The following is a 23,222-nucleotide window of genomic DNA, read 5'->3' as shown; positions in this document are numbered from 1 at the left end:
TCAGCGCCCGCGCCCCGGAACCGGGGCCGCGGCCGAGCGCCGGCGGGACGCGCGAAGACGGTCACGGGCCGCCGAGGCCGAGCCCCGGCGGGTCGTCCGCCAGGGCGTGGCCGCGGGACGGACGCCACGGGGCGCGCCGCAGCTCGTACGGCAGGCCCGCCGACCCCCGGCCCGTGGTGGCCACCTGGTACGGCGGACCCCAGGGCACGGGTGCCTCCCGCTGCCCGGCGGCCACCCGCCGGCCCTCCTCGGTGGGGCCCCTCGGCAGATCGGGCAGCACCGGGAAGAGCCCCCGGGCAGGAGCACCGGCCCCTCGACGTCACCGCGGTGCGCCGCGACCGGGTCCACCCGGGCAGGGACGAGGGGGCGGCACCGGGAGGGAGCCGTGAAGCACCCGTGAACACCCTGTGGAAGCGATGTCAGTGGAGCTGCTTATGCTGCACCGGACGATCATGCGGGACCAGGGGAGGGTGCCATGTTGGGCAGGCTGTTCGGCAGGAGTGGGGAGGGATCGACGGCTGATCCGTACGCCCTGCCTGTCCCGCGCAGGCGGAAGAGCGGGATGTACACGCTGCGCGCGCTCGGGGACCAGCGGGTGCTCGGGCTGGTGGAGGCGGCGGACGCGGGTGACTGGGAGGCGGTCAAGGTGGCGCTGGCTCCCTTCGACCCGGGCCGCGATCACCAGGTGCTCGGCGAGCTGGCAGATCTGGACGGTGTGCAGGACTGGATCGGCCGGGCCGTCGCCGAGGACAAGGAGCACCGGGCGCTTGCCCTGTTGGTGTCCGGGACGCGTCACATCAGCTGGGGATGGGAGGCGCGCACCGCCGCGCGTGCGGTGAACGTCACGCAGGAGCAGTGGCGGGTCTTCCACGAGCGGCTCCGCATCGCGGAGGAGCAGTTGCTCGAAGCCGCCGAGTTGCGCCCGGACTGGGTCACGCCGTGGTGCCGACTGCTCACTTCCGGCCGCGGCATGTCGCTGGGGCCGGCCGTCAACGAGACCCGGCTCGACGCGGCCCTGCGCCGTGACCCGTCGGACCTGGAGACCCACCTGGAGTGGGTGTCGCAGTTGCAGCCCCGCTGGGGCGGCGAGCCGGGCCAGGCCCTGGCGTTCGCCCGCGACGCGCTCGCCCGCGCCCCGCAGGGGGACCGCCTCGGCTGTGTGATCGCCATGGCCCACATCGAGGACTGGGTCGAGTCGGACCGCGGGGACTGCCTCGTGACTCCCGCGATCCAGGCCGAGCTGCGGGACGCCGCCGATCACAGCATCCTCCACGCCGCCTACGCGCGGCGCCCGGGCTGGCAGCAGGACTTCAACATGTTCGCCATGGCCCTGTCGCTGGCCGGTGAGCGTCACACGGTCCGGCGTGTCTTCAAGGCGCTCGACGGCGCCTACACCAGCTGGCCCTGGACCTACTTCGCGGAGCCCGAGCAGCAGTTCGCCCGCCACCACCGCGGCGCCTGAGCGCACGCGGACCCCGGCCCCGACCGCCGTGCCCCCATCCGACCCTCCCACTCCGGACTGCCCGATGACTCTGCCCGACACCGCCCCGAACCCGTCCGGCGCCGACCACACCTTCCAGGTGGATCTGCGCGGCCTCGTCGATCTCCTCTCCCACCACCTCTACTCCAGTCCCCGCGTCTACCTGCGCGAACTCCTGCAGAACGCGGTGGACGCGCTGACCGCCCGGCACGGCCTGGAGCCGGCCGCCCCCGCCGACGGCTTCGGCATCCGCCTGTACGCCGACGGTTCGGTGGTACGCGTCGAGGACGACGGCGTCGGTCTCACCGCTGCCGACGTGCACACCTTCCTGGCCACGATCGGCCGCAGCAGCAAGCGCGCCGAACGGATCGCGGAGCAGCGCGGCGACTTCATCGGCCAGTTCGGCATCGGCCTGCTCTCCTGCTTCCTGGTCGCCGACGAGATCCATGTCCTGAGCCGCTCCGCCCGCACCCCTGACGCACCCGCCGTGGAGTGGCGGGGACGCGGCGACGGCAGCTACACCGTCCGCACCCTCCCCGCCTCCGCCCGCCCCCGGCCGGGAACCACCGTCACGCTGACACCGCGCGCCGACGCGGGGGAGTGGACCCGGCCCGAGCAGGTGCACGCGCTGGCCCGGCACTTCGGCTCCCTGTTGCGCCATCCGGTGAGCTTCGACGACGGCACCGGCGGCCCCGGCGCGTCCGTCAACCCCGAGCCCGCGCCCTGGGCGCGTACCCACCCCACCCCGGGCGCCCGAGCCCGGGCGCTGGCCGCGTACGGCGAGGGGGTCTTCGGTTTCACGCCGCTGGACACCATCGAGCTGGACCTGCCGGCCGTCGGCCTGAAGGGCATCGCGTGCGTGCTGCCCCAGGCGGTGCCCGCCGGCCGCCGCCACGGGCATCGCGTGCACGTCAAGGGCATGCTGCTGTCCGAGCAGGCGGACGAGATCCTGCCCGAGTGGGCGTTCTTCGTCCGCTGCGTCGTCGACGCCGAGAGCCTGCGCCCGACGGCGTCCCGCGAGGCCCTGTACGAGGACGACACCCTGGCCGCCGTCCGCGACGCCCTCGCCGAGCGGCTGCGCGCGTGGATCGCCCGGGCCGCCGCCAGCGATCCGGACCTGCTCGCCCGCTTCCTCCAGGCCCACCACCTCGCCGTGAAGTCGCTCGCGGTGCACGACGACGAGATCCTGCGGATGCTGCTGCCCTGGCTGCCGTTCGAGACCACCGACGGGCACGCCACCCTCGACGAGTTCGCGCGCACCCACCGCACCGTGCTCGTGACATCGAGCGTCGAGGAGTTCCGGCAGGTCGCGTCCATCGCCTCGGCCGCCGGACTCGGCGTCGTCAACGGCGGCTACACGTACGACCGCGAACTGGTCCACCGGCTGCCCGAGATCAGGCCGGAGGTCAGCGTCGCCGACCTCGACCCGGCGACCCTCACCGCCCACCTCGACCCCGTCGACCGGGAGACGGAGCTGGCCGCCGCGGCCTACCTCGCCCTGGCCCGCGACGCCCTCGCCGTCTTCGACTGCGACGTCGCTCTGCGCACCTTCCAGCCCGCCTCCGCCCCCGCTCTCCTGGTCGACAGCCGAGAGGCCCGGCACGAGCGCACCCGTTCCCAGCTCGCCCGGGAACAGGAGGGCGGCCTGTGGGGCGACATCCTCGGTGCCCTGCGCCAGGAGGCCCCGCGGGCCCAGCTGATCCTCAACCAGCTCAACCCGCTGGTCCGCACCGCCGTGGCCATCGACGAGCCCGAGCTGGCCCGCACCAGCGCCGAAGCCCTGTACGGGCAGGCCGCGTTGCTGTCCCGGCGCCCGCTCAGGCCCGCCGAGTCGAGCCTCATCAACCGCTCCTTCCTCGACCTCCTCGCCCACGCCCTCCGCAAGGACAGCTGACGATGCCTACCGCACCCCATCCCCAGAGCACCGACGAGCTCTACCGGGCGCTCCAGGAGAACGACCGGCGCCCCTACGGCCGCCTCCGCACCGTCACGGCCGAGGAACTCGTCGACGCAGCCGAGCAGTTCGCCGAGCCCGTCCCGCTCGTCCACGCCCTCCTGGAGCTGCAGGAGGCGTACAACTACGGCTCCGAACCCCGTAAGTCCCCCGTCGTCTTCGCCCGCCTGCTCACCCTCTTCGACGAGCAGCCCGACGTCTTCGACGAGCGCCTGCGCCGCCTGCTGTTCTGGCGGTTCAAGTGGGTGGCCCACGCCCTGCGCGCCCTGCCCGAGATACCGCTGGCCAGCCTGCGCCAGTGGCTGACGGAGATGGGCGAGCGGTACGAGAAGGCCGGCTTCGGCCTCCAGCCCTACTACGGACAGGCGTACCAGCTCGCCGCCCACACCGGCGAGAACACCGCCCTCGCCTACGAGCTGTGGGCGGGCCGCACCCGCACCCCGCTCAGCGACTGCGAGGCGTGCGAGACCTGCGAGCGCGCCCTGTACCACCTCACGGCAGGCGACGACGAGCGGGCGCTGCGCGTCTGGGAACCCGTCCTGGACGGGAAGGAATCCTGCCAGGAGGAGCCGGCCCGCTCCGTCTCGCACGCCCTGCTGCCCCTGCTGCGCACCGGCCGCGCAGACCGGGCCCGCGAACTGCACCTCGCCGGCTACCGCGCCTGCCGCCGCAACCCCTCGATGTCCGGGGAGGTCGGCCGGCACCTGGAGTTCTGCGCGCTGACCGGCAACGAGGCACGCGGCCTGGAGCTCCTCGCCGAGAACCGGAACCTGTTCGACGAGGTGGACTCGCCGCTGGACCTGCTCGACCTCCTCACCGGCGTCGAGGTCCTGCTCCGGCGCGTCGAGCTCCTGGGCCACGGCGAGCTCCCCGCCGCCGGGTACGCCGGCCGCACCTGGACGGTGACCGGCCTTCGGGCCGAGGTGAGGGACCGCGCCGACGACCTCGCCGCCCGCTTCGACGCCCGCAACGGCACGACGGCCCACACCGACCGCCGCCGGGCCCGGCTCGACCGCGCCCCGCTCCTGGACGCGTTGGAACTGACCCTGCGCAGCCGCGGCCTGGACGACGTGGCCCCGGCCGCCGCCGCCGGGCCCGCCCCCGGTACGGCCTCCGCCGACCCCGAATCACTGCCGGAACTCATCACGCGGGCAAGGGAGTTGTCCCGGCAGGGGCACCCGGACGCGTACGCCTGCTGGGCGCGGCTGCGCACGCTCGTCACCACCCGCGGCTACACCCACCCCGACGACCCCGCGGTGGGCCCCCTCGTACAGCTGCGCGCGGACCTGCTGTCCGACGAGGCGAGACGGGCCGACGACAAGGACCGGTTCGCCGACGCCGCCGCCCTCCACGAGGAGGCCGCGGGCCTGTACGAGGACGCCGGAGTGCCGGATCACGCGGCACTCGCCCGCGCCTGCGCCCTGCTCGCCGCCGCCGAGATCCCCGCGGAGGGCGCCGACGAGGCCGATGCGGAGGCGAAGGCCGCCGCGCTCACCACCGCCCACGCGACCATGGTCCGCCTGCACGAGCAGACGCCCGGTCTCGCCCCGTACCAGGCGGCCGGCCTGCTGCGCATGCGGGCGACCGCGCTCGGCCTGCGCGTGCAGACGACGAGGAGCGAGGAGCACGTCGCGCCGGTGCTCGCGGAGGTGGACCTGCTGCACGCGTTCGCCACCCGGCACGACATCACCGGGCAGATCTCCGGCGCCATGCTGCTGCGGGCCAGTACGCACGCCATCTCCGGGAACCTGCCCGCGGCGGTCGACGAGATCGACGCCCTCCTCCAGCGGCTCGAAGCACACGGGCCCGCCTGGCACCTGCCCCGCACGCTCGCCCTGCGTGGCCGCCTCCAGCTCGCCCTCCAGGACGCCCAGGCCGCGCACGCGGACCTGACCGAGGGCCTGCGGCTGGCCGCCGACTGGCCGGCCCACACGGTCGACACCGCCCGCCTCCACAACGACCTGGCCGAAGCCTGCATACACCTGGGCCGCCCGGACGAGGCACTGCGCCACCTCACGCGCTCGGCGGAGGCGGACCTCCGCCGGGGCAGCCGGACGGACGCGTTCTGCACCTACAGCAACGCGGCCCAGCTCAGCCTCGACCTCGGCCGTGTCGAGGACTGCATCGCTCTGCTCGACTCGCTCCTGGCCGAACCGGACGTCGCCGCCGGAGAGCTGGACGACCGGCTCGTCGCCCAGCTGCGCCTGACCCGCGCCCGCGCCCTGCACGCGGGGGAGGACCTCAAGGCCGCCGTGGCGGAGTTCGTCGCCCTCGCCGCCGAGTCGGCCGGCTGGGACGACGACCCCGGCAGCCATGCCATGATCGCCGCGGAGGCGGCCGTACTCCTCGGTGAGTCCGGACGGTTCGGCCCCGCCCGCGAGGCCGCCGACCAGGCACTCGCCGCCCACACCCGGGCCCCGCGCTACGAGCAGCTCAGCAACTGCCTGCGCGAACTCGCCCGGCTCCAGGCCCGCCAGCAGGGCTCCGACGGCCTGGCCGACGCCCTCGCCTACCTCGCCGACGCCGGCCGGATCGCCGACGAGGCCCGCGCCGCCCGGTACGAGGCCCACGGTCGCTCCCTGGACACCGCCCTGGCCTACGAACACGGGCGGGTCCACACCCACGCCGGAGAGTACGAGGAAGCCCTGACCGCCCTGGAGAAGGCCCTGGCGCTGCTCGGCGAGCCGGGGCCGGAGCAGGACCACGCCGGCGAGTGGGCCGAGTGCGTCCGTCTCGCGGGTGCCGTGGAGGGCATCTACCTGGAACGCCCCGCCCCCGCCCTCACCCGCCTCGACGCGGCGGTCTCCCGTCTGACCGCCCTGGGCCACACCGAGGACACCGAGCCGCTGACCTCCCTGGCGGCCCGGCTGCGCGACGAGGAGTGACCCGGCGGGGTGCCTTGGCCGCGGGGCGCCCCTGTACGAACGGATCCGGGTCATGCGGTGGCGTACGCCCCGCACTCCCGTTCCGCCGGCCGGCCCCCGCCCGCGGGAGTCAGCGGGTTCCGGTCGCCGCGTCCGACGCGGACAGGTCGCACAACGCCTCGCGGTCCGGCCGCGCCGTCTTGGTCAGCAGGGCGGCCACATGCTTCTCGACCGTACGGGGCGAGATGTAGAGACGGCCCGCGATGGCCTTGTTGCTCAAACGTTCCGCCAGCAACTGGAAGACCTCGTACTCACGGACCGTCACCCCCAGCGCCCGCAGCGGCGCCGGAATGCGGTCCGCGCCGCTGCGCCGCTGGCGGACCGAGACGCCGGACTGACGGAGCAGGGCCCGGCACGCGCCCGCGACGTCCGGCACGGACGCGGCGTGGAAGTGCTCCTCCGCCCGGCGCAGCCAGGCGGCCGGATCACCCCAGCCGTTCTCCAGCGCCGCCTCGGCCGTCAGCCGCAGCCCCAGATGGAGCGCGGTCGGATAGGGGGCGGCCAGCGACTCCGCCTCGGCGACCGACGCCGCCGCCGCCGACGCCTCGCCCGAGCGGCCCAGCAGCACCGCGTGGGCCAGCAGGACGAAGTGCCGGTTCCAGCGCATCCGGCTCGCCGAGGTGGCGGCCGACCGGTGGTAATGGTCCCAGTCGGCCTCGCCGGCCAGCACGTCCAGCAGCAGCCGCAGCCCGTGCAGACCGCTCAGATGGAACGTCGTGGGGCTGTCCCGTTCCCGGGCGCGCGCCCGGTCCAGCTCCCTGAGCGCCAGCGGCCGGTTCTCCTCGAGCAGGGCGCAGAACGCCCCGGCCAGGCCGATGCACAGCGGCTCCTCCTGCGAGCCCGCCCCGTCCCAGCCGGCGAACTCCCGCAGGGCTTCTTCCATCGTGGCCCGGTCGCCCTGGTGCGCCGCCAGCGTGGCCCGGGTCATCAGCACATACCGGGCCACCGGCGCGAGCCGCAGCCGGGCCGCCGTCGTCAGTACCTCGTCGCCGAGCCGCGCGGCTTCCTCGAACCGGCCGCCGAGCACCGCCTGGAGGACGAGGATCGCGTCGATCGAGTACGCGATGGTGACCGCGCCGAGCCGCAACGCCTCGTCACGCGCCAGCTCCAGGGTGCGCGTGTCCCCGTCCGCCAGCCACTGGTTCCCGCCGATGCGCACCAGCGCGTAGATACGGGGTATCGGCAGCCGGTGCTGCTCGGCGATCCGCCGAGCCCGTTCGAAGCACAGCTGGGCCTCCTCCAGATCGCGCTCCCGGGCCAGCACCCCGAGCAGCTCCCAGGCCTCACAGGCCACCACCGGCAGCGGACCGGCATCGGCCGCCGAGACCGCGTCGCGGGCCAGCTTCTCGGCCGTCTCGGTCCGGTCCGGCCCTGGCGTGTCCAGTGCCAGATACGCGGCCACCACGTCGACGGCGGCCCTCTGCGCCGGGTCGCGCACGGTCTCCAGAAGCGTCCTGGCCTCGGCGATCTGTGCGTTGCCGTCGGCCCAGCGGCCCGCCAGATGCGCCACCTTGGCCAGCCGGGTGTGCAGCGCGGCGAGCCGGGAGGCCTCCACCCCTGCGCCGACCAGCTCATGCAGCCCCTCCGCGAGCTCGAAGGCGCGGCCGAACTCACCGCTCTCGGCCAGCGCGGGCAGCAGCGACTCCAGCACCTCGGCCCGGGCCACCCAGTCCTGCCGCCCCGCCAGCAGCTCGTCGGCGCGCAGCAGCAGGGACACGCCCGAGCCCACGGCGCCGTCCGCCAGCGCACGGCGGCCCGCCTCCGTGAACAGCCGGGCCGCACCCACCGGATCGCCCGCGTCCCGGCGCAACGCGGCCATCAGCGGACACCACTCGCCCGGCAGCCCGGGATGGAGTTCCTCCACCACCTCGGCGGCCCGGCCGGACAGCTTCGCCCGGTCGGTGGGGGTGAGCTGGGCCAGCAGGGCCTCGGCGGTCAGCGGATGCCGGAACGCGTACCAGTCGGGCGCCGGTTCGTCCGGAACCACCAACTGGGCGGCCACACCGGCGTGCAGATGGCTGAGCAGACCGTGGTCGTCGATGCCGGACATCCGCTGGAGCACCGACAGCGGGAAGCGGTGGCCGAGCACGGCCGCCGCCGACAGCAGCATCCTGCCCTGCGGCCCCAGCCGGTCGGTACGGTGCGCGATGCCCCGCACCAGCGTGCTCGGCACCTCCGTGCGCAGCGGACCGACCACCTCCCAGGAGACACCCCGGTGGACCACCGATCCGTTGCCGAGCATGCTGTGGAGCAGCTCCTCGACGACGAACGGGTTGCCGACGCTGGTGTCCCACAGCCGCGCCACGATCTCGCGGGGCACCTGGTCCGCCTCGGTGTCCAGACAGGAGGCGATCATCCGGGTGACCTCGGACCGGTCCAGCGGCCCCAGACCGAGGAGGACACCGGAGCGCCGCTGGGTCACCGAGTGCGCCAGGTCCAGGGCGGCGCAGGGCTCCGCCCGGGTCGTGGCGAGCAGCACCACCGGCAGATGCTCCAGGTTGTCCACCAGGTATTCGAGCACCACCAGCGTCTCGGTGTCGGTGTCGTGCAGGTCCTCCAGGACCACCAGGGCGCCCCGCTCCCTGGAGACCACGGCGAGCAGCCGCAGAACGGCCTCGGCGAGCACCACCAGCGAGCCGCCGTTCTGCGCGTCGCCCGCCCAGTCGGGGACCAGACGTCCCAGCACCGGCCGGTACGGGCCCAGTTCGGCTTGATCCAACGGCTCACCGCCGCGGAAGAGCGACATCAGCGCCTCGGTGAGCGGCCGGAACGGCACCATTGGCCCGATTGTGCTGCCCCGGCCCCGCAGCACCCGCATTCCCGCGGAGAAGGCCCGGCCCGTCGCCTCGGCCGCCAGACGTGATTTGCCGATGCCTCCGTCGCCGACCAGGAACACCGTGCTGCCACGCTGCCCACGTGCGGTGTCGAGGGCGCGCTCCAACTGGGCGATCTCCGCGTCACGTCCGACGAGGAGGGGCGCTTGGGGATACATACCCGCGAAGCTACCTGTTCATGGCAGGGCATAAGCGACGCTCCGCTCAGGAGCGCCTGACCACGAAAGATTTGCGCCATCGCCGTCCGGTGCCCGGATCGTGCCCCCGCGCGCCGTCCGAGGGCGGCGCCGGCCGCCTCCACGGGGGAAGGAGGCGGCCGGCCGCGGTGCGGGGAGGCCCGGGGCGGGACGTCAGATCGGGAGGATGGGGACGCTCACGGTGGTGTCGATGTCGTTGAGGATCGCCACGAGGCCGGTGCCGAGCGCGAGACCCGCGAGTACACGGGTACGGGCCGTGGCCCGGTCGCGCCCGGAGAGTCTGATGCGCCCGGCGGCCGGCTCCGCCCCGCGGACCGCACCCGCGAGCTCGTCGGTGGTCGTGTCGGTGAGCGCGGTGACGGTCTCGTGGGACGGCGTCTGCGGGTTCATGAAGATCCTTTCGCGGATGCGGATGCGGATGCGGGGGTGTACGTGCCGTACGGGTGGCGCCGTCACGGCTTCCCCGGGGTGGGGTCGAGGAGGAGCACGGAGGGGACGGTCTCGGCGAAGCCCAGCCGCAGCAGGGCGTAGCCGATGCCGGACAGTCCGGTGAGGAGCCCGGGAGAGGGCACCGTGTCCGGGGTGGCACAGCGCGGTCCGTACCGGTCCAGCGCGCCGAGCACCAGCCCGGCCCGGTGGGTGAGCCGGTCGGCGGCCCCGGGAAGTCCCCGCGCCGCGGCGGCGGCCAGGGGCTCCAGCGTGCCGAGTTCCCCATGGCACAGGCTGAGGTCGCTCAAGAGCGGACGGTCCGCGTCGAGCGGGGACCGCAGGGCGTCGGGCCCGGCGGTGGCAGGGGCGCGGGTCTGCGTCGGCCCGTTGCCGGTCACCCCGGCCAGGAGGGTGCCGGAGAGCCCCGAGCACCAGCCGAGGTCCGTGTCCGGGCCGGTGCCGGCCGGTGCCGGGCCGAGCAGGGCCCGCCCGGCGGCGGCGTACGCGCCCTCCGGCGGGGCGACGGCCGCCCCGTAGCGGCACAGTGCCCAGCCCGCCCCGGCCCGCCCCCGCAGGAACCCGTCCGGGAGGGCCTCGGCCGCCGCGAGCAGCCGGCCGGCGAACTCCGGGGCGGAGGCGGCGGCCTGCGGCAGCCCGGACTCCCGGTGCACCGCGAGAAGCGACGCCAGGCCTCCGGCGAGCCCGGTGGCGACGTCCGCCGGGGGACCGGCCGGGTCGTCCGTACGGGCCGAGGCGGCGAGCGCTCGCAGCGCGAGCGGCAGACAGTCGCCGAGCCGGTCGTCGCCGAGGAGGGTGGTCAGCCGGGCCAGCGCGTAACAGAGCCCGCCCAGGCCGTGGAATCCGCCGGGCCCGACCGCACGGCTCAGCTCCGGGTCGGCGGCGAGCGCGCGGACCAGCCGCGGCAGCGGCCGTACCGCCCGCGACGCCAGCTCCAGGTAGCGGCCCACCTCGGTCAGATGGCCCAACTGGGCCAGGAACAGCGCCACTCCGGTGTAGCCGTCGGCGAGACCGGCCCCCATCGGGGTCACCGCCCAGTGTCTGCCGTTGACCAGCTCCAGACCGATCCAGTTGGCCCGGGAGCGGTCGTGGACCGCGCGCCCCACGATCTCGTCGGCGATGCCGCAGGCCGCCGCCAGCAGCCGTCTCGGCTCCGGCACCGAGGCGGGCGCGGGGGGCAGCCCCGGGGCGTCGGCGCGGTGCGTGACGCGGCGGGCCCGGCGGGTGGACAGCGCGGCGGAGATCAGCCATTCCTGGTGGTGGCGGTCCACCTCGCCCAGAGCGGAGATCTTCTCCTCGGTGACGACGAGTGCGGGTGCCGCCAGCAGATCCGGCAGCCGTACCCCACGGGACGACCAGGCGTCGGTGCCTCCGGGCCGGTGGAAGAACAACGGGATGTCACCGTCCCAGAGGTCCGCGATCTCGTGCTCGACCAGCCTCCGCCGCACCGGGTCGCCCGCGGACTCGGCGTACAGCAGGGAGAACAGCACGTCCCGGTCGACGGCGTCACCGAGCACGTCGGGGTGGGCCGACTCGTCCAGAAGCGTCGCGTACAGCCGGGTCGCCCGGCCCACGAGGCGCGCCGGCGCGGCGCCGAAGGCGGCCTGCGGACCTTCCGGCGCGAGAAGCTCCCCGCGGTGCGCGACCAGGGCGTCGTAACCCGCCCGGAAACCCGTCAGCAGAGCCGCCTCGTACGCCCCCGGGTCGACCGCCCGGCCGTCCAGCGACGGACGGTTGGGACTGCCGGCGTACGGAACCGGGCGGCGCACCAGGTGCATCGTGTCGGTGCCGGCGTCCGCCCAGTCGACGGCATCGGTGGGGGACAGGGCGGCCTGACCACCGCCGACCGCGGAGATGTCCAGCGCCCCGTGCTCGTCGATCAGCAACTGGGGAAGCAGACAGGTGCGGTGCACGGAGGCGGAGAGGGCCAGCGCGGCCGGGTCGGGGCCCGCCGTGGCGGCCATCGGCACCGAGGGGTGCAGCAGCGTCTCCACGTCGACCAGCACCGGCTGGTCCCCGCGGGCCACCAGGTTCTCGTAGTGCATGTCCGCGCCGTCCACCGCGTACAGCAGCGCCAGGAGCGCGCCCTGCCGCCGGTAGAACCGGTCGACCTCACCGACCGACCGGCAGGGCCGGTGGTCGACGAACTCCAGCCAGCCGTAGCCGTCGCGGCGCACGACCGTCACCGTACGCAGTCCGAGGCCGGGCAGCCGGTCGTCCAGCCAGGCCACGAGCCGGTCGAAACAGACGTGCTGGTCGAGCGGGCGGGGTTTGTACACCACCGTGCGGCCGTCGGCGAAGCGGAGCAGCGCCACGGCGCGGCCCTGCTGGTGGGTGTCCCCGTGCCCGAGGTCCACGCCGGTCAGCGCACCGGGGTCGAGGCCGCCGAGGAGTTCCTCCACGAGGGCGGCCCGATCGCCGGCCAGCCGTTCCAGCAGTTCGGCGGCGGCGGCGGTGGCGTGGACGCACTCGGTGCCCAGCAGCCGTGCCAGCACCGGATACCGGCCGAACAGGCCGGCCAGGGGGCCCTGGGTGCCGAGTTCCGCCGTGAAGCGGGCGAAGCGCCGCTCGGGCGTGGTCCCGTCCAGCCGTCCCTCGGCGCGGGCGCGGTTCAGTTCGAGAACGAGGGTGCGCGCCGCCGGGCCCACCAGCCGATGACCGAGCTGCTGCTCGAACCGCGCCCGTACGGAGTCCGGATCGACCCGGCCGACCAGGCCCGGCAGGGCCCGTAGCCGCTCGGCCAGCGCACGGCCGGCCGCCCGGGTCAGGGGGGCCAGCGCACCGGCGAACGCCCGCCGCCAGGCGTCGTGCCCCGGCGCCGCGTCCGGCTGGGGAGCCGCGGCCGGGTCCGGCGTGCGGCGCCCGGCGCCGTCCGCGGGGGCCGCGGCCGTCCACGCGTGCTGCCCGGCCGCGTCCGCCGGGGACCCCAGGCCCGGAGCCGGCCGCAGCGGTGCCGTGGCCACGGCACGCTCGACGAACTCCGCCCACACGGGCCGCCGCGCCCGGGCGGCCAGCCGTGCCGCCGGCTCCGCCGCCAGCGCGGCGACCGTCGGCACATCGGCGCCGAGCGCGGCCAGCCGCGCCCGGAACGCCTCGTCCTGGCCCAGTGCCGTCACCCGGTCCGCCAGCCGCGCCACTGCCGGGCCGGAGGGTGCGGCGGCCGGAGCGCCGGGTGCCGCGAGCCGCTCCCGCAGGTGGAGGGCGGGAGCCCACCAGCCCGGAGCCAGACCCGGAGTGGTCTCCTGTGTGGAGGTCGTGATGGTCACGTGGGCAACGGTGGCAGGCGCGCCCCGGCCCCACATGGGGGCAACGCCCCCATGTTTCGCTCCGCGTCCCCCGACCCACCCGCCGCACCCGGCGCGGCACCCGGTCCGCTTCCAGCTCACCGGCGTGTGCGCGCCGCGGGCCCGCGCCCCTCCGCCCCCCGGCAGCCCGCTCCGCACATCTGTACGCCCCCGGAACCGCCCCCGGGACATCCTCCGCGCCCGGGTGGCCAAATCTGGGGGCGGCCGACCCATGTGGTGCACACCGAACCGTTCCGACCATGGGAGACGTCAGGACCGACCAGCGGAGGGGACCATGACCACAGCCATCGTCACGGACCAGTTCGGCGGGCTGCTGCGCGCCCATCGCAGACGCAGCGGGATGACCCAGCAGCAGATGGCCGATCTGGCCACACTCAGCGTCCGGGCGATACGGGACCTGGAGAGCGGTCGCGCCCGCCGTCCCCGGGAGGAGACGGTCCGGCTGCTCGCCGACGTCCTGCGGCTCACCGGCACGTCCCGCGAAGCGTTCCACGACGTGGCGCGCAGCCACCTCCCGACCGAGGGCACCGGCGCCGCCGGACCGGTGGCCGGCCCGCCGCCCGTACTGCTGGGCACGACCGTCGGGCGGGAGCACGAGATGCGTTCCCTCATCGAGCTGCTGACGGTGGACCGGCAGAGACTGGTGAGCGTCGTCGGGCTGGGCGGAGTCGGCAAGACCCGCCTGGTACGGGAGACGGCGGGGGCCCTGCGTGACGGTCACGGCTGGGACGTGCTGTGGGTCCCGGCCGCCGGGCTCGCACCCGACCTGCGGGAACTGCGCCACCTCGAACCGTCCGTGACCGACGCCGGAGGCGATCACGGACATGACGTACTGCTGGTGCTCGACGGTCTCGGGCACAGAGCCGAGGGGCCCCTCGCCCACCACCTGCTCGAACGCGGCCCGGGCCTGCGCATCGTCCTCACCGCGCCCACTCCGTCCCGCCTGAGCGGTGAACAGGTCATGCCGGTCGCCCCGCTGCCCGTGCCCGGCCGCGCACTCGACCACGATGCCGCCGCACTCGCCGAGTTCTCCGCCGTCCGGCTGTTCCTCTCGCATCTGCGACGGCTGCGCCCCCACGCCCCACGTCCCGCCGCGACCGCCGCCGTCGCCGAACTGTGCCGCACGCTCGACGGCGTCCCCGGCGCGCTGGAGACCACGGCCGCCTGGGGGCTGGTGCACTCCCCGGAAGAGCTGCTGCGTTCCCTCGTCCGGGACCCCGAGCGCTTCTCGGCCCCTCCCGCCGCCTGGGGCCCCGCGACCGGAAGCGGCTCCGGCGCCGTCCTGCGCAGCCTCGCCGTACTGGAGCCGCCGCTGCGGGAGCGGCTGGCCGCGCTGTCCGCGCTGCCCGGAAGCTGGACGCTGGAGGAGGCGGCGCTGCTCGCCGGGGCCTCCCTGGCCGACACCGTGTACGGCCTGCTGGTCCACGGCCTGGTCCGGACCGCCGACGAGGACGGCCCGGACCGTTTCCGTGTCCTGAACCGGGTCCGGTCGGTCCTCGCGGGCCACTCGGCCCCCTTCTCCACCGGACACGGGCCTGCGCCGGGATACGACGCGGCATCCGCGGTCGTCCGCGCGGTGGCATGACGCCGCCCACGTCCCGCGGCCGATTCTGCCGGACACCTGCCGCCCGTACTTCCGCCCGCGCACCGAAGCGCCCCCTAGGTTGAACGCACGCCCCGACCGGACGACCCCGCCGCTTCGCCCGCCGGTCCCGTACGCGAGAACTCGCGGAGACCGCGAGAAACGGGTCCAGGGAGCAGCGCGGGAAGCCACGCCGTGAGAACGCCGTGGCAACGCCGTGAGAAGCGCAGTGGAAAGCGTGTGAGAAGCGCCTGACAAGCGCTGTGGAGAACGCCGTGGAAACGGCGCCGGGCGCCGGGCGCGGGACACCGTCTCCCGGCACACAACGCCGGAAGGCACGGGGAATCGCGGGGGAGAAGACGTCATCCGTCATGTCGAGCGAAGGCAGGCTATGGAAGTGGGCACCCCGGTCACCCAGGTCACCCCGGTCACCCCGGTACAGACCCCGAGTACGACGTTACGGCCGGACTCCGGACTCAGGGTGGTCGTCTCCAGCGTCGCGTCGGACGCGCACACCTGGAACCTCGTGTTCCTGCACCTGTTGCTGGAGGAGCTGGGGCACCGGGTCGCGAACCTCGGGGCGTGCGTGCCCGATGGGCTCCTGGTCGAGCACTGCCGGCTGCACCGCCCCGACCTGGTGGTGATCAGCAGCGTCAACGGCCATGGCGCCAACGACGGACGGCGGGTCGTCCGTCGACTGCGCGGCCATCCCGAGACCGCCGCCATCCCCGTCGTGATCGGCGGCAAGCTCGGAATCGGCGGCGCCGGGAGCACCGAACACGCCGGCCTCCTCGCGGCCGGTTTCGACGCGGTCTTCGAGGAGGGCACGGGCCTGGCGTCGTTCGGGTCCTTCCTGGGATCCATCCCGGCGGGCGTGACGACATGACCCTCGCCGAGCCCCCGGCCGCCACGGGCCGGCCGTCTCCCATGGGATCGTTCGGAGCCTTCGTCTCCGCCGCGCGGCGTGCCGGCCGCCTGGTCGTCCAGCCCCGTATGGGCATGAGCGACCCGCGTGCCATGCGGGCCGGCCTCGCCGCCACCAGGGCCGCCGACGCCACCACCGTCGGCACCGTCACCCTGGACAGCTACACCCGCGTCGGAGACCAGGCCGCCGCCCGCCGCGCCCTCGCCGAAGGCGTCCCGCTCAACGGCTACCCCCTCGTCACCCTCGACACCGCCGTCACCCGCTCGGTCCTCGACGGCATCCAGGACCACGCCTTCCCCGTGCAGGTGCGCCACGGCTCCGCCGCCCCGCAGGACATCGTCGCCGCACTGGTCCTCGCCGGGCTCGACGCCACCGAGGGCGGCCCCGTCTCCTACTGCCTGCCCTACGGCCGTACCCCGTTGACCGCCTCGGTCGAGAACTGGGCACGCGGCTGCGACCTGCTCGTCGGCACCCGCGCCCACGGAGCGGAACCCCATCTGGAGACCTTCGGCGGCTGCATGATGGGCCAGTTGTGCCCGCCGAGCCTGCTCGTGGCGCTCAGCGTCCTGGAAGCCCTGTTCTTCGCCCAGCACGGACTGCGCAGCGTCTCCCTCAGCTACGCCCAGCAGACCGACCCCGGTCAGGACGAGGAGGCCGTGCACGCCCTGCGGCGACTCGCGGAGGCGCTTCTGCCCGACCTCGACTGGCACATCGTCCTCTACACGTACATGGGTGTGTTCCCGCGCACCCCCGACGGCGCCCGGCTCCTCCTCGAGGAGTCGGCCCGGCTCGCGGTGCGGACCGGCGCGGCCCGCCTCATCGTGAAGACCGCCGCCGAGGCCCACCGCATCCCGAGCGTGCAGGAGAACGTGACCGCCCTGGAAGCCGCGGCGCGCGCCGCCGAGACCGAGAGGGCCCGCGCGCTGCCGGCGACCACGGGGCCGGCAGCCGCCCCCGCCGCCGACCCGACAGCCGCCCCCGTCGCCGGGCCGATGCCGGCGCCGGCCCCAGGACATGCCGCCGGGCCGGTCCCCGACACCGGTATCCACGCCGAGGCGTCCGCTCTCGTCCAGGCGGTCCTGGAGATCTCGCCCGATCTCGGCCGGGCCCTGCCGCGAGCCTTCGAGCGCGGCTACCTCGACGTCCCCTACTGCCTCCACCCCGACAACGCCCAGCGGACCCGCAGTTACCTCGACACCGACGGACGGCTGCGCTGGTCCGCCATCGGCGCCATGCCGCTCGGCGGCATCGCCGAACTCGCCCACGCCCCACGCCTGACCTCCAGCGGTCTTCTCACGGCCCTCGGCCACGTGGAACGGCGCTTCGACGCCGCAGCGCTCGACCTCCCGCCCGCCCACCGGCCCCTCGGCGACGGGCACCGCCCGCCGGCCCGCGCGGCCCTCCCCGAAGAAGGACGGTAGACACCCATGCCGCACATCACGGACCCGACGGCCGGTCCCGCCGACACGGACCGCCTGCCGCAGGCCCCCGCACGGCACCTGACCGACCCGACGACCCGCGCCGTCATACGGCTCCAGAACGGCATGCTCACGGCTGCCCGTTCCTTCCTGCGCGCGCACGGGTTCACCGAGATGCTGCCGCCGATGATCGGACCCGTCACCGACCCCGGCGGGCGCGGCTCCAAGCAGGTCGACGTCGACTACTACGGCCACCGCTACAAGCTCATGACGAGCGCCATCCTGTACAAACAGGCCTCCCTGCTCGCCTTCGACAAGATCTTCTGCATCGCGCCCTGCGTCCGCCTGGAACCCCTGGAGACCGCGAACACCAGTCGTCACCTCGCCGAGTTCCACCAGATCGACGTGGAGGTCGCGGGCGCCTCCCGCGAACAGATCACCCGGCTCGGGGAGGACCTCGTACGGCACATCGTGCGCGAGGTCACCGAGCACCACTCCGAGGAGTTCGAGCGACTCGGCCGCGACACCGGCGCCTTCACCGAACTCCTGGGAGAACCCTTCGGCCACCGCACCCACGCCGAGGCCGTCGCCGAACTGCGCGGCATGGGCCACGACCAGAGCGCCGACGCCGAGATCGACTGGGAGGGAGAGGCCCTGCTGTCCGCCAAGTCCGGCGGCCCCTTCTTCGTCACCGACTACCCCAAGGGCTCCCGCGGCTTCTACGACCGCGAGAGCCGCGTCGAGCCGGGCACCCTGCGCAACTTCGACATCATCGCGCCCGAGGGCTACGGCGAACTGTGCAGCGGCAGCGAGCGGGAGTTCGAGTACGCCCGGATCGTCGCCCGGATGCGGGAGACCGGCGAGAACCCCGCCAAGTACGGCTGGTATCTCCAGATGGTCCGCGACGGCATACCGGACAGCGCCGGTTTCGGCATCGGTCTGGAGCGCTTCACCCGCTACCTCGCGGGACTCGACGCCGTATGGCAGGCCAGCGCCTACCCGAAGGTCCCGGGAGTGGTCGCCCCGTGATCCCGCGACCCACCGGGGAGACCTCTGACGGCTCCGCCCTCCGGCCCGACGGCTCCGCTCTCCCGCCCGACGGCTCCGCCCTCCGGGCCGACGGCTTCCCCGCCGAAGCCGTACGCGACCGGGCCCGCCGCGGCACCGCCGCCCTCTTCCCGCCCGGGGGAACGTACGGACGGACCCTCTTCGGCGCCACGCCGAGTCACGCGACCGCCGCCCCGGGCACCGACCTCCTGGACGAGCTCCGCCTGGTGCCGCCCGTCTTCATGCCGCAGCGCCTGGAGAAGCTCATCGACCTCGCACGCGAGCCGATGCACCACGACGTGGACCTCGCCACCGTGGTCGGTGCCCTCCACTCCCCAGTACCCGCCTACCTCTCCGCGTTCGGCTCCACCCAGGTGGCCAGCGCCGACCTCGGCACGGCCGCCAGCCGACAGGCCGGACGGCTCGGCATCCCCATGGTGATCGGCGAGAACGTCGTCCCCGTCAACGGCTACGGGCGGCTCGCGACCCCGCCGTCCCGGCACACCGAGCGGTCCCTGCTCGGCCGCATCCGCGCCTACCTCGACGAGGTCCCCGACGGCACCGGCGGCGTCGCCGTGCAGCAGAGCACCGAGGACGCCGACGCCGAGGTGTGGAACCTTGTCTACAGCGACCCCTCGGCCCGGCCGCTGCTGGAGTCGGGGCGGCTCGCCTTCGAACTGAAGGTGGGACAGGGAGCCAAGCCGGGGCTCGGAGGCATGACCGTCCTGGACCGCGCAGCCGCCGCACGCGTCGCCGACCAGTACACCGTCGACGACGTCCTCGGCGGCGACGGGCGGGTCCTGCGCTGCGGCAGCCCCGGCACGTTCACCGAGGAGATCCTGCGCCAGCAGATCCGGCTGATGCGCAACAACTTCCCCCGTGCCCGGGTGTGGGTCAAGCTCCACCCCGGGCGGGACGTCCGGGAGGCCGCCGCCGTCGCCTGGTCGGCCGGCGCCGACGCGGTCACCGTCGACGGCGCGGAGGGCGGCACCGGCTGGGCCCCGCTGGGCTTCCTCGACGGGGTCGGGCTGCCGCTGGGCGAATGCCTGCGCCGCATCGGCCGCCCCGCCGCCGGACTGCTGGTGTCCGGCCGGATGTGGGAGGGCGCCCGCGCGGCCAAGGCACTCGCCCTCGGGGCCACCGCCGTCGGACTCGGACGGGCGGCACTCCTCGCGGTCGAAGAGGACCCCGAGCGGGGCCTGGTCCGTCTCGTGGAGGCCCTGTCCCTGGAACTGCGCCTGCTGATCAGCGCGCTGGGCAAGTACCGGGCGGACGCGCTCGCGTACGAGGACGTGTGGGCGGCCGGGACGGGGCTCCCGCACCCGGACCCTTCGCTCCACACGCCGCTGGGCCACAGGCCATGAGCGGGGCCACGGCCACCGGGCCCGGCCCCGCCGCCACCCGGACGAAGGACGCGGGCCTCACGGGCGGCGGCTACCTCGGCTTCGCCGTCGCCATGGGTCTGTCCGCGCTCGGCGACGCCGCCTGGTACGTCACCCTCGCCTGGTCGGTCACCGCCGAGACCGGCCCGGCACGGGCGGGCGCGGTCCTCGCGCTCGCCTCCCTGCCGAGGATGATCACGCTGCTCGGCGCGGGCGCCGTCGTCGACAGCATCGGCCCGCGCCGGGTCATGGCCGGCGCCGACCTGGCCCGCTGCGCCGTCATGGTGCTCGCGGCCGCCGGAGCCCTCGCCCTGGGCCCAGGAGTGCCGCTGCTCGTGGCGGCGGCCGCCGGGCTCTCGCTCTTCGGGGCGTTCTTCATCCCGGCCTCCGGATCGATGCGCGCCGGGCTCCTGCCCCACCACCACCTGGTCCGCGGCAACGCGCTCTACCTGGGCGCCCTCCGCGGCGGCCAGGCGGCGGGCGGCCCGCTCGGCGGGGTACTGATGGCCCTCGGCGGCATCCCGCTGGTCGCGGCCGTCAACGCCGTGACGTACGCGGTGTCGGTGGTGGCCGTACTCCGCGTACGGGTACGGGGCACACCGCCACCGGAGACGAACGGAGCGAAGGCCCTGCCGGAACCGGGCGGGCCCTCCACCGCGCCGGGCGCCGTGGGCGGTTCCGCCGCCGCCCCCGGAGCGGCGGCGGAGAACGGCGGGCCCGCTGCCGTACGGGGGACGGCGGCGGGCGGGCACACCGCTGTACCGGGTACCGCCCCGGCGGGCCCCGGTCCCACATTGCCGGGGAGGCCGCCCACGGCCGGGGCGGGGGCCACGGAACAGGCCCCGGCGGGCCCGGCCGACGGCGTGGACGCCGCCACGCGCGGCGGAGGGGCCGGCGCGGCGGGCCGCGGCACCGCCCGCCGCACCGGGCCGCGCGCGTCCTTGAGGGCGCGCATCGGCGAAGGGCTGCGGGCCGTGGCCGCCGAACCACGGCTGCGAACCGTGATCATCGTGATCGGACTGACCGAGTTCGCGGGTGCGGGACCGATCAACATCGGAGTGGTGCTGATCGCGGGCCGGAACGGTTCGGCCGCCGCCGGCGCCGGACTGCTGCTGACCGCCTTCACCGCCGGCGCCGCCGCCGGGTTCGTGCTGTCCCTGGTGTGGCCGGCCCGCCACCGCGCGGGACGCGTCCTGGTCCTGGGCACCGCCGGGCAGACCGCGTGCCTGGCGGCACTGGCCTGGACACCCTCCATGGCCGCCGCCCTGGCCCCCTACGCCGGCCTGGGACTCCTGTCGGCACTGGTCGGCACCGTGCTGGTGTCGTGCGTCCAGCGCTGGACACCCGAAACCGTGCGCGGCCGGGTGGCGTCGATCCAGGCGCTCCTCATCTTCGGCGCCGCCCCCATGGGCAACCTGGTCCTCGGTGTGCTCGTCGAGTGGACCGGGATGACCTGGGCGCTGCTGCTGCACGCGCTGGTCGCGCTGACCGCCGTCGTCACGGTGACGTTCACGCCCCTCCTGCGGGAGGCCCGCCTTGACTGACCGCCTCCCCGCCCCCGCTGTCGTCGAAGATCCGGCCCCGGGGCTCCCGGGCATCCAGGACCGTCCCGTCACCGAGCTGGCGCGGCTGCTGCGTTCCCGCCAGCTCACCAGCACCGACCTGGTCACTGCCTGCCTGGAACGCGTCACCGCCGTGGATCCCGTGGTCCGTGCCGTCCTCGCGGTCGACGGCACCGCCCGGACACAGGCCGGCGCAGCCGACCACCGGCACGCCAGGGGCCGTCCCCTGAGCCCACTGGACGGCATCCCGGTCCTCGTCAAGGACAACATCGACACGCAGGGGCTCGCCGGCACCGCCGGCTCCCGGCAGCTCGCCGGGACCCCGCCCGACCGGGACGCGGAGGTCGTCGTCCGGCTGCGTGCGGCCGGGGCCGTGATCCTCGGCAAGACGAACCTCACGGAATGGGGCAACTTCCGGTCCACACGGGGTATCGAGGGCTGGTCCGCCGTCGGCGGCCAGACCCGCAACCCGTACGACCCCAAGCGCAGCCCGTGGGGCTCCTCCGCCGGATCGGCCGCCGCCGTCGCGGCCGGGATGGCCCCACTCGCGATCGGCACCGAGACCGACGGCTCGCTCGTCTGCCCCGCCGGCGTCTGCGGAGTGGCCGCGATCAAACCCGCTCCCGGCACCCTGCCGTCGGCCGGGGTCGTGCCGATCTCCGTGGTGCAGGACACCATCGGGCCGCTGGCGTCGCGGCTCGAAGACGCGGCGCTCTGCCTCGCGGTCCTGACCGGCCGTCCGCTTCCCCTCGACCCGGCCCCGCCGGAGACCGTCCGGGTGGGTCTGTGGCACGTCCGGGGAATGTCGCCCGACGCCCAGGACGTGGCCGAACGTGCCGCCGACCGGCTCCGCGACGCGGGCGCGGTCGTCGTGCCCGTCGAGCTCACCCTGCCCAGGGACATGCTCGTCGACGGACTCGACGCGCTCTGCGCGGAGTTCCGGCCCTCCCTCGAACGGTATCTGAGCAGCCGGCGCGACGCCCCCGCCACCCTCGACGAGATCATCATGGCGAATCGGCGGGACGCCCTGGAACCGGGCTTCTTCGGCCAGGAACTCTTCGAGCGGTGCGCCGCGCTGACCGATGAGGACCGGGCGCTCGCCATCCACCGGCGGCGACGCTCCCGGCGGCGGGCCCGCGAGCTGCTCGCCACGGCCCTGGCCGACCACGGTGTGGACGTCCTGATGGCCGCGACCAGCGGCCCGGCCTGGCGCATCGGTGACGGGCCCGATCCGTTCACCCGGACCAGTTCCACCCTCCCCGCCCTGGCCGGCCACCCCAACGTCGCCGTACCGGCCGGGTTCGTCGGCGAACTGCCGGTCGGCGTATCGCTGTTCGGCCCGCCCGGCCTGGAGGCGCTGCTGCCTTACGCGCTGCTGGCCGAACGCTGCTGCGCAGAACGCCGCACACCCGCCGTTCTGCGGAACGCGCCTCTCCTTCGAAACCCCCGATAGCGGCGCCGGCGGACCGTATCGCGCGGAATGGCGAGAGGTCCGCATTCCACTGCCGCCGCACAACTGCCGCCGAGCTGCCCCGGTTGCTGCCCTTCCGGAATTCACCGCGGCGATAACTTTTCGACGTCTCCGAAGAATCACATCATGAACAGGAGAATTCCGATGACCACCAATCCCTTCGAGAACGTGGACGCCGCGTACCTGGTGCTGGTCAACCACGAGAACCAGCACTCGCTGTGGCCGGCCGACATCGAGGTCCCGGAAGGCTGGAACGTCGTCCACGGCGCCGCCTCCCGGCAGAGCTGCCTGGAGTACGTCGACACCCATTGGACCGACATGCGCCCGGCGAGCCTGATCGCCGAGACCGCCGCGGGCTGACCCGTCGGCCCGGCCACCCCACACCACGCCCGATCGTCACACCACGCCGGATCGTCATACACGCCGGTGTCACACCACGCGGGCCCGTCACACAACGCCGGCGTCACACCACGCCGGACCACCCGACACGCCCTCGACCGACCGCCGAGTGATGGAGATGATGAAGGTGTCCATGGACTGCGTCCACCAGATCTTCGAGGAGCAGGCGGCGCGGACTCCCCATGCCACCGCTGTGGTTTTCGAGGGGCGGGGCATCTCGTACGGGGAGTTGAACGCTTCGGCGAATCGGCTTGCGCGTCATCTGGTGGGTTGTGGGGTGCGGCGGGGCGAGACG

General features: G+C 74.7%; 16 protein-coding genes. 12 read left to right on the top strand and 4 right to left on the bottom strand.

Going from position 1 to position 23,222, the window contains the following annotated elements; genetic code table 11:
- Nucleotides 1-61: 61 nt before the first annotated feature.
- On the bottom strand, nt 62-235 hold the full coding sequence (locus PUR26_RS10830; RefSeq protein ID WP_329871576.1) for a hypothetical protein: 174 nt from the start codon (nt 233-235) through the stop codon (nt 62-64).
- A 240-nt stretch (nt 236-475) separates the two neighbouring features.
- Between PUR26_RS10830 and PUR26_RS10825 the strand changes: the two genes are divergently transcribed.
- The 3 genes from PUR26_RS10825 to PUR26_RS10815 all read left to right on the top strand — a co-directional run bounded on the left by PUR26_RS10825 (nt 476) and on the right by PUR26_RS10815 (nt 6,319).
- The gene (locus PUR26_RS10825; protein WP_329871574.1) at nt 476-1,462 is read left to right on the top strand and encodes a hypothetical protein; all 987 of its coding nucleotides are present in this window, start codon (nt 476-478) and stop codon (nt 1,460-1,462) included.
- Nucleotides 1,463-1,526: 64 nt separating this feature from the next.
- Nucleotides 1,527-3,374, top strand: a complete 1,848-nt coding sequence (locus tag PUR26_RS10820; RefSeq protein ID WP_329871573.1) for an HSP90 family protein — start codon at nt 1,527-1,529, stop codon at nt 3,372-3,374.
- A gap of 2 nt (nt 3,375-3,376) precedes the next feature.
- Nucleotides 3,377-6,319, top strand: coding sequence for a hypothetical protein (locus PUR26_RS10815; protein ID WP_329871571.1), 2,943 nt, complete (start codon nt 3,377-3,379; stop codon nt 6,317-6,319).
- Nucleotides 6,320-6,428: 109 nt separating this feature from the next.
- On the opposite strand, the gene PUR26_RS10810 is transcribed toward PUR26_RS10815, so the two are convergent.
- The 3 genes from PUR26_RS10810 to PUR26_RS10800 form a co-directional block, all read right to left on the bottom strand.
- Nucleotides 6,429-9,350 carry a helix-turn-helix transcriptional regulator gene (locus tag PUR26_RS10810; protein WP_329871569.1) on the bottom strand — a complete coding sequence of 974 codons (2,922 nt, stop codon included), beginning with the start codon at nt 9,348-9,350 and terminating at the stop codon, nt 6,429-6,431.
- Between the two features lie 192 nt (nt 9,351-9,542).
- The gene (locus PUR26_RS10805; RefSeq protein WP_329871568.1) at nt 9,543-9,779 is read right to left on the bottom strand and encodes a hypothetical protein; all 237 of its coding nucleotides are present in this window, start codon (nt 9,777-9,779) and stop codon (nt 9,543-9,545) included.
- A 62-nt stretch (nt 9,780-9,841) separates the two neighbouring features.
- Nucleotides 9,842-13,102, bottom strand: coding sequence for a type 2 lanthipeptide synthetase LanM family protein (locus PUR26_RS10800; protein WP_329871567.1), 3,261 nt, complete (start codon nt 13,100-13,102; stop codon nt 9,842-9,844).
- 313 nt (nt 13,103-13,415) lie between these two features.
- Between PUR26_RS10800 and PUR26_RS10795 the strand changes: the two genes are divergently transcribed.
- The 9 genes from PUR26_RS10795 to PUR26_RS10755 all read left to right on the top strand — a co-directional run.
- Nucleotides 13,416-14,726: a helix-turn-helix domain-containing protein gene (locus PUR26_RS10795; RefSeq protein ID WP_329871565.1), complete on the top strand. Its 1,311-nt coding sequence runs from the start codon at nt 13,416-13,418 to the stop codon at nt 14,724-14,726.
- Nucleotides 14,727-15,114: 388 nt separating this feature from the next.
- Nucleotides 15,115-15,609 carry a cobalamin-dependent protein gene (locus tag PUR26_RS10790; RefSeq protein ID WP_329871563.1) on the top strand — a complete coding sequence of 165 codons (495 nt, stop codon included), beginning with the start codon at nt 15,115-15,117 and terminating at the stop codon, nt 15,607-15,609.
- A 41-nt stretch (nt 15,610-15,650) separates the two neighbouring features.
- The gene (locus PUR26_RS10785) at nt 15,651-17,069 is read left to right on the top strand and encodes a methylaspartate mutase (protein WP_329871561.1); all 1,419 of its coding nucleotides are present in this window, start codon (nt 15,651-15,653) and stop codon (nt 17,067-17,069) included.
- Nucleotides 17,070-17,075: 6 nt separating this feature from the next.
- A complete protein-coding gene (locus PUR26_RS10780) occupies nt 17,076-18,095 on the top strand; it encodes an asparagine synthetase A (protein WP_329871559.1) in 1,020 nt (339 codons plus the stop codon).
- Nucleotides 18,092-19,477, top strand: a complete 1,386-nt coding sequence (locus tag PUR26_RS10775) for a glutamate synthase-related protein (RefSeq protein WP_329871557.1) — start codon at nt 18,092-18,094, stop codon at nt 19,475-19,477. The genes PUR26_RS10780 and PUR26_RS10775 overlap by 4 nt, the downstream gene beginning before the upstream one ends.
- The gene (locus tag PUR26_RS10770; protein ID WP_329871555.1) at nt 19,474-21,039 is read left to right on the top strand and encodes an MFS transporter; all 1,566 of its coding nucleotides are present in this window, start codon (nt 19,474-19,476) and stop codon (nt 21,037-21,039) included. Before PUR26_RS10775 ends, PUR26_RS10770 begins: the two co-directional genes overlap by 4 nt.
- Nucleotides 21,032-22,510 (top strand): amidase family protein, encoded by a 1,479-nt coding sequence (locus PUR26_RS10765; protein WP_329871553.1) that lies wholly within the window; start codon nt 21,032-21,034, stop codon nt 22,508-22,510. Before PUR26_RS10770 ends, PUR26_RS10765 begins: the two co-directional genes overlap by 8 nt.
- A 162-nt stretch (nt 22,511-22,672) precedes the next feature.
- The gene (locus PUR26_RS10760; RefSeq protein ID WP_329871551.1) at nt 22,673-22,888 is read left to right on the top strand and encodes an MbtH family protein; all 216 of its coding nucleotides are present in this window, start codon (nt 22,673-22,675) and stop codon (nt 22,886-22,888) included.
- A gap of 151 nt (nt 22,889-23,039) precedes the next feature.
- Nucleotides 23,040-23,222, top strand: a 183-nt coding sequence (locus PUR26_RS10755; RefSeq protein ID WP_329871549.1) for an AMP-binding protein, incomplete at its 3' end; no start/stop codon positions are given.

The organism is Streptomyces sp. SP18CS02, from assembly GCF_036322365.1.
Classification (GTDB): domain Bacteria; phylum Actinomycetota; class Actinomycetes; order Streptomycetales; family Streptomycetaceae; genus Streptomyces.
The sequence above is the reverse complement of the archived record's forward strand: the minus strand, read 5'-3'. Positions and strand labels throughout refer to the sequence as shown.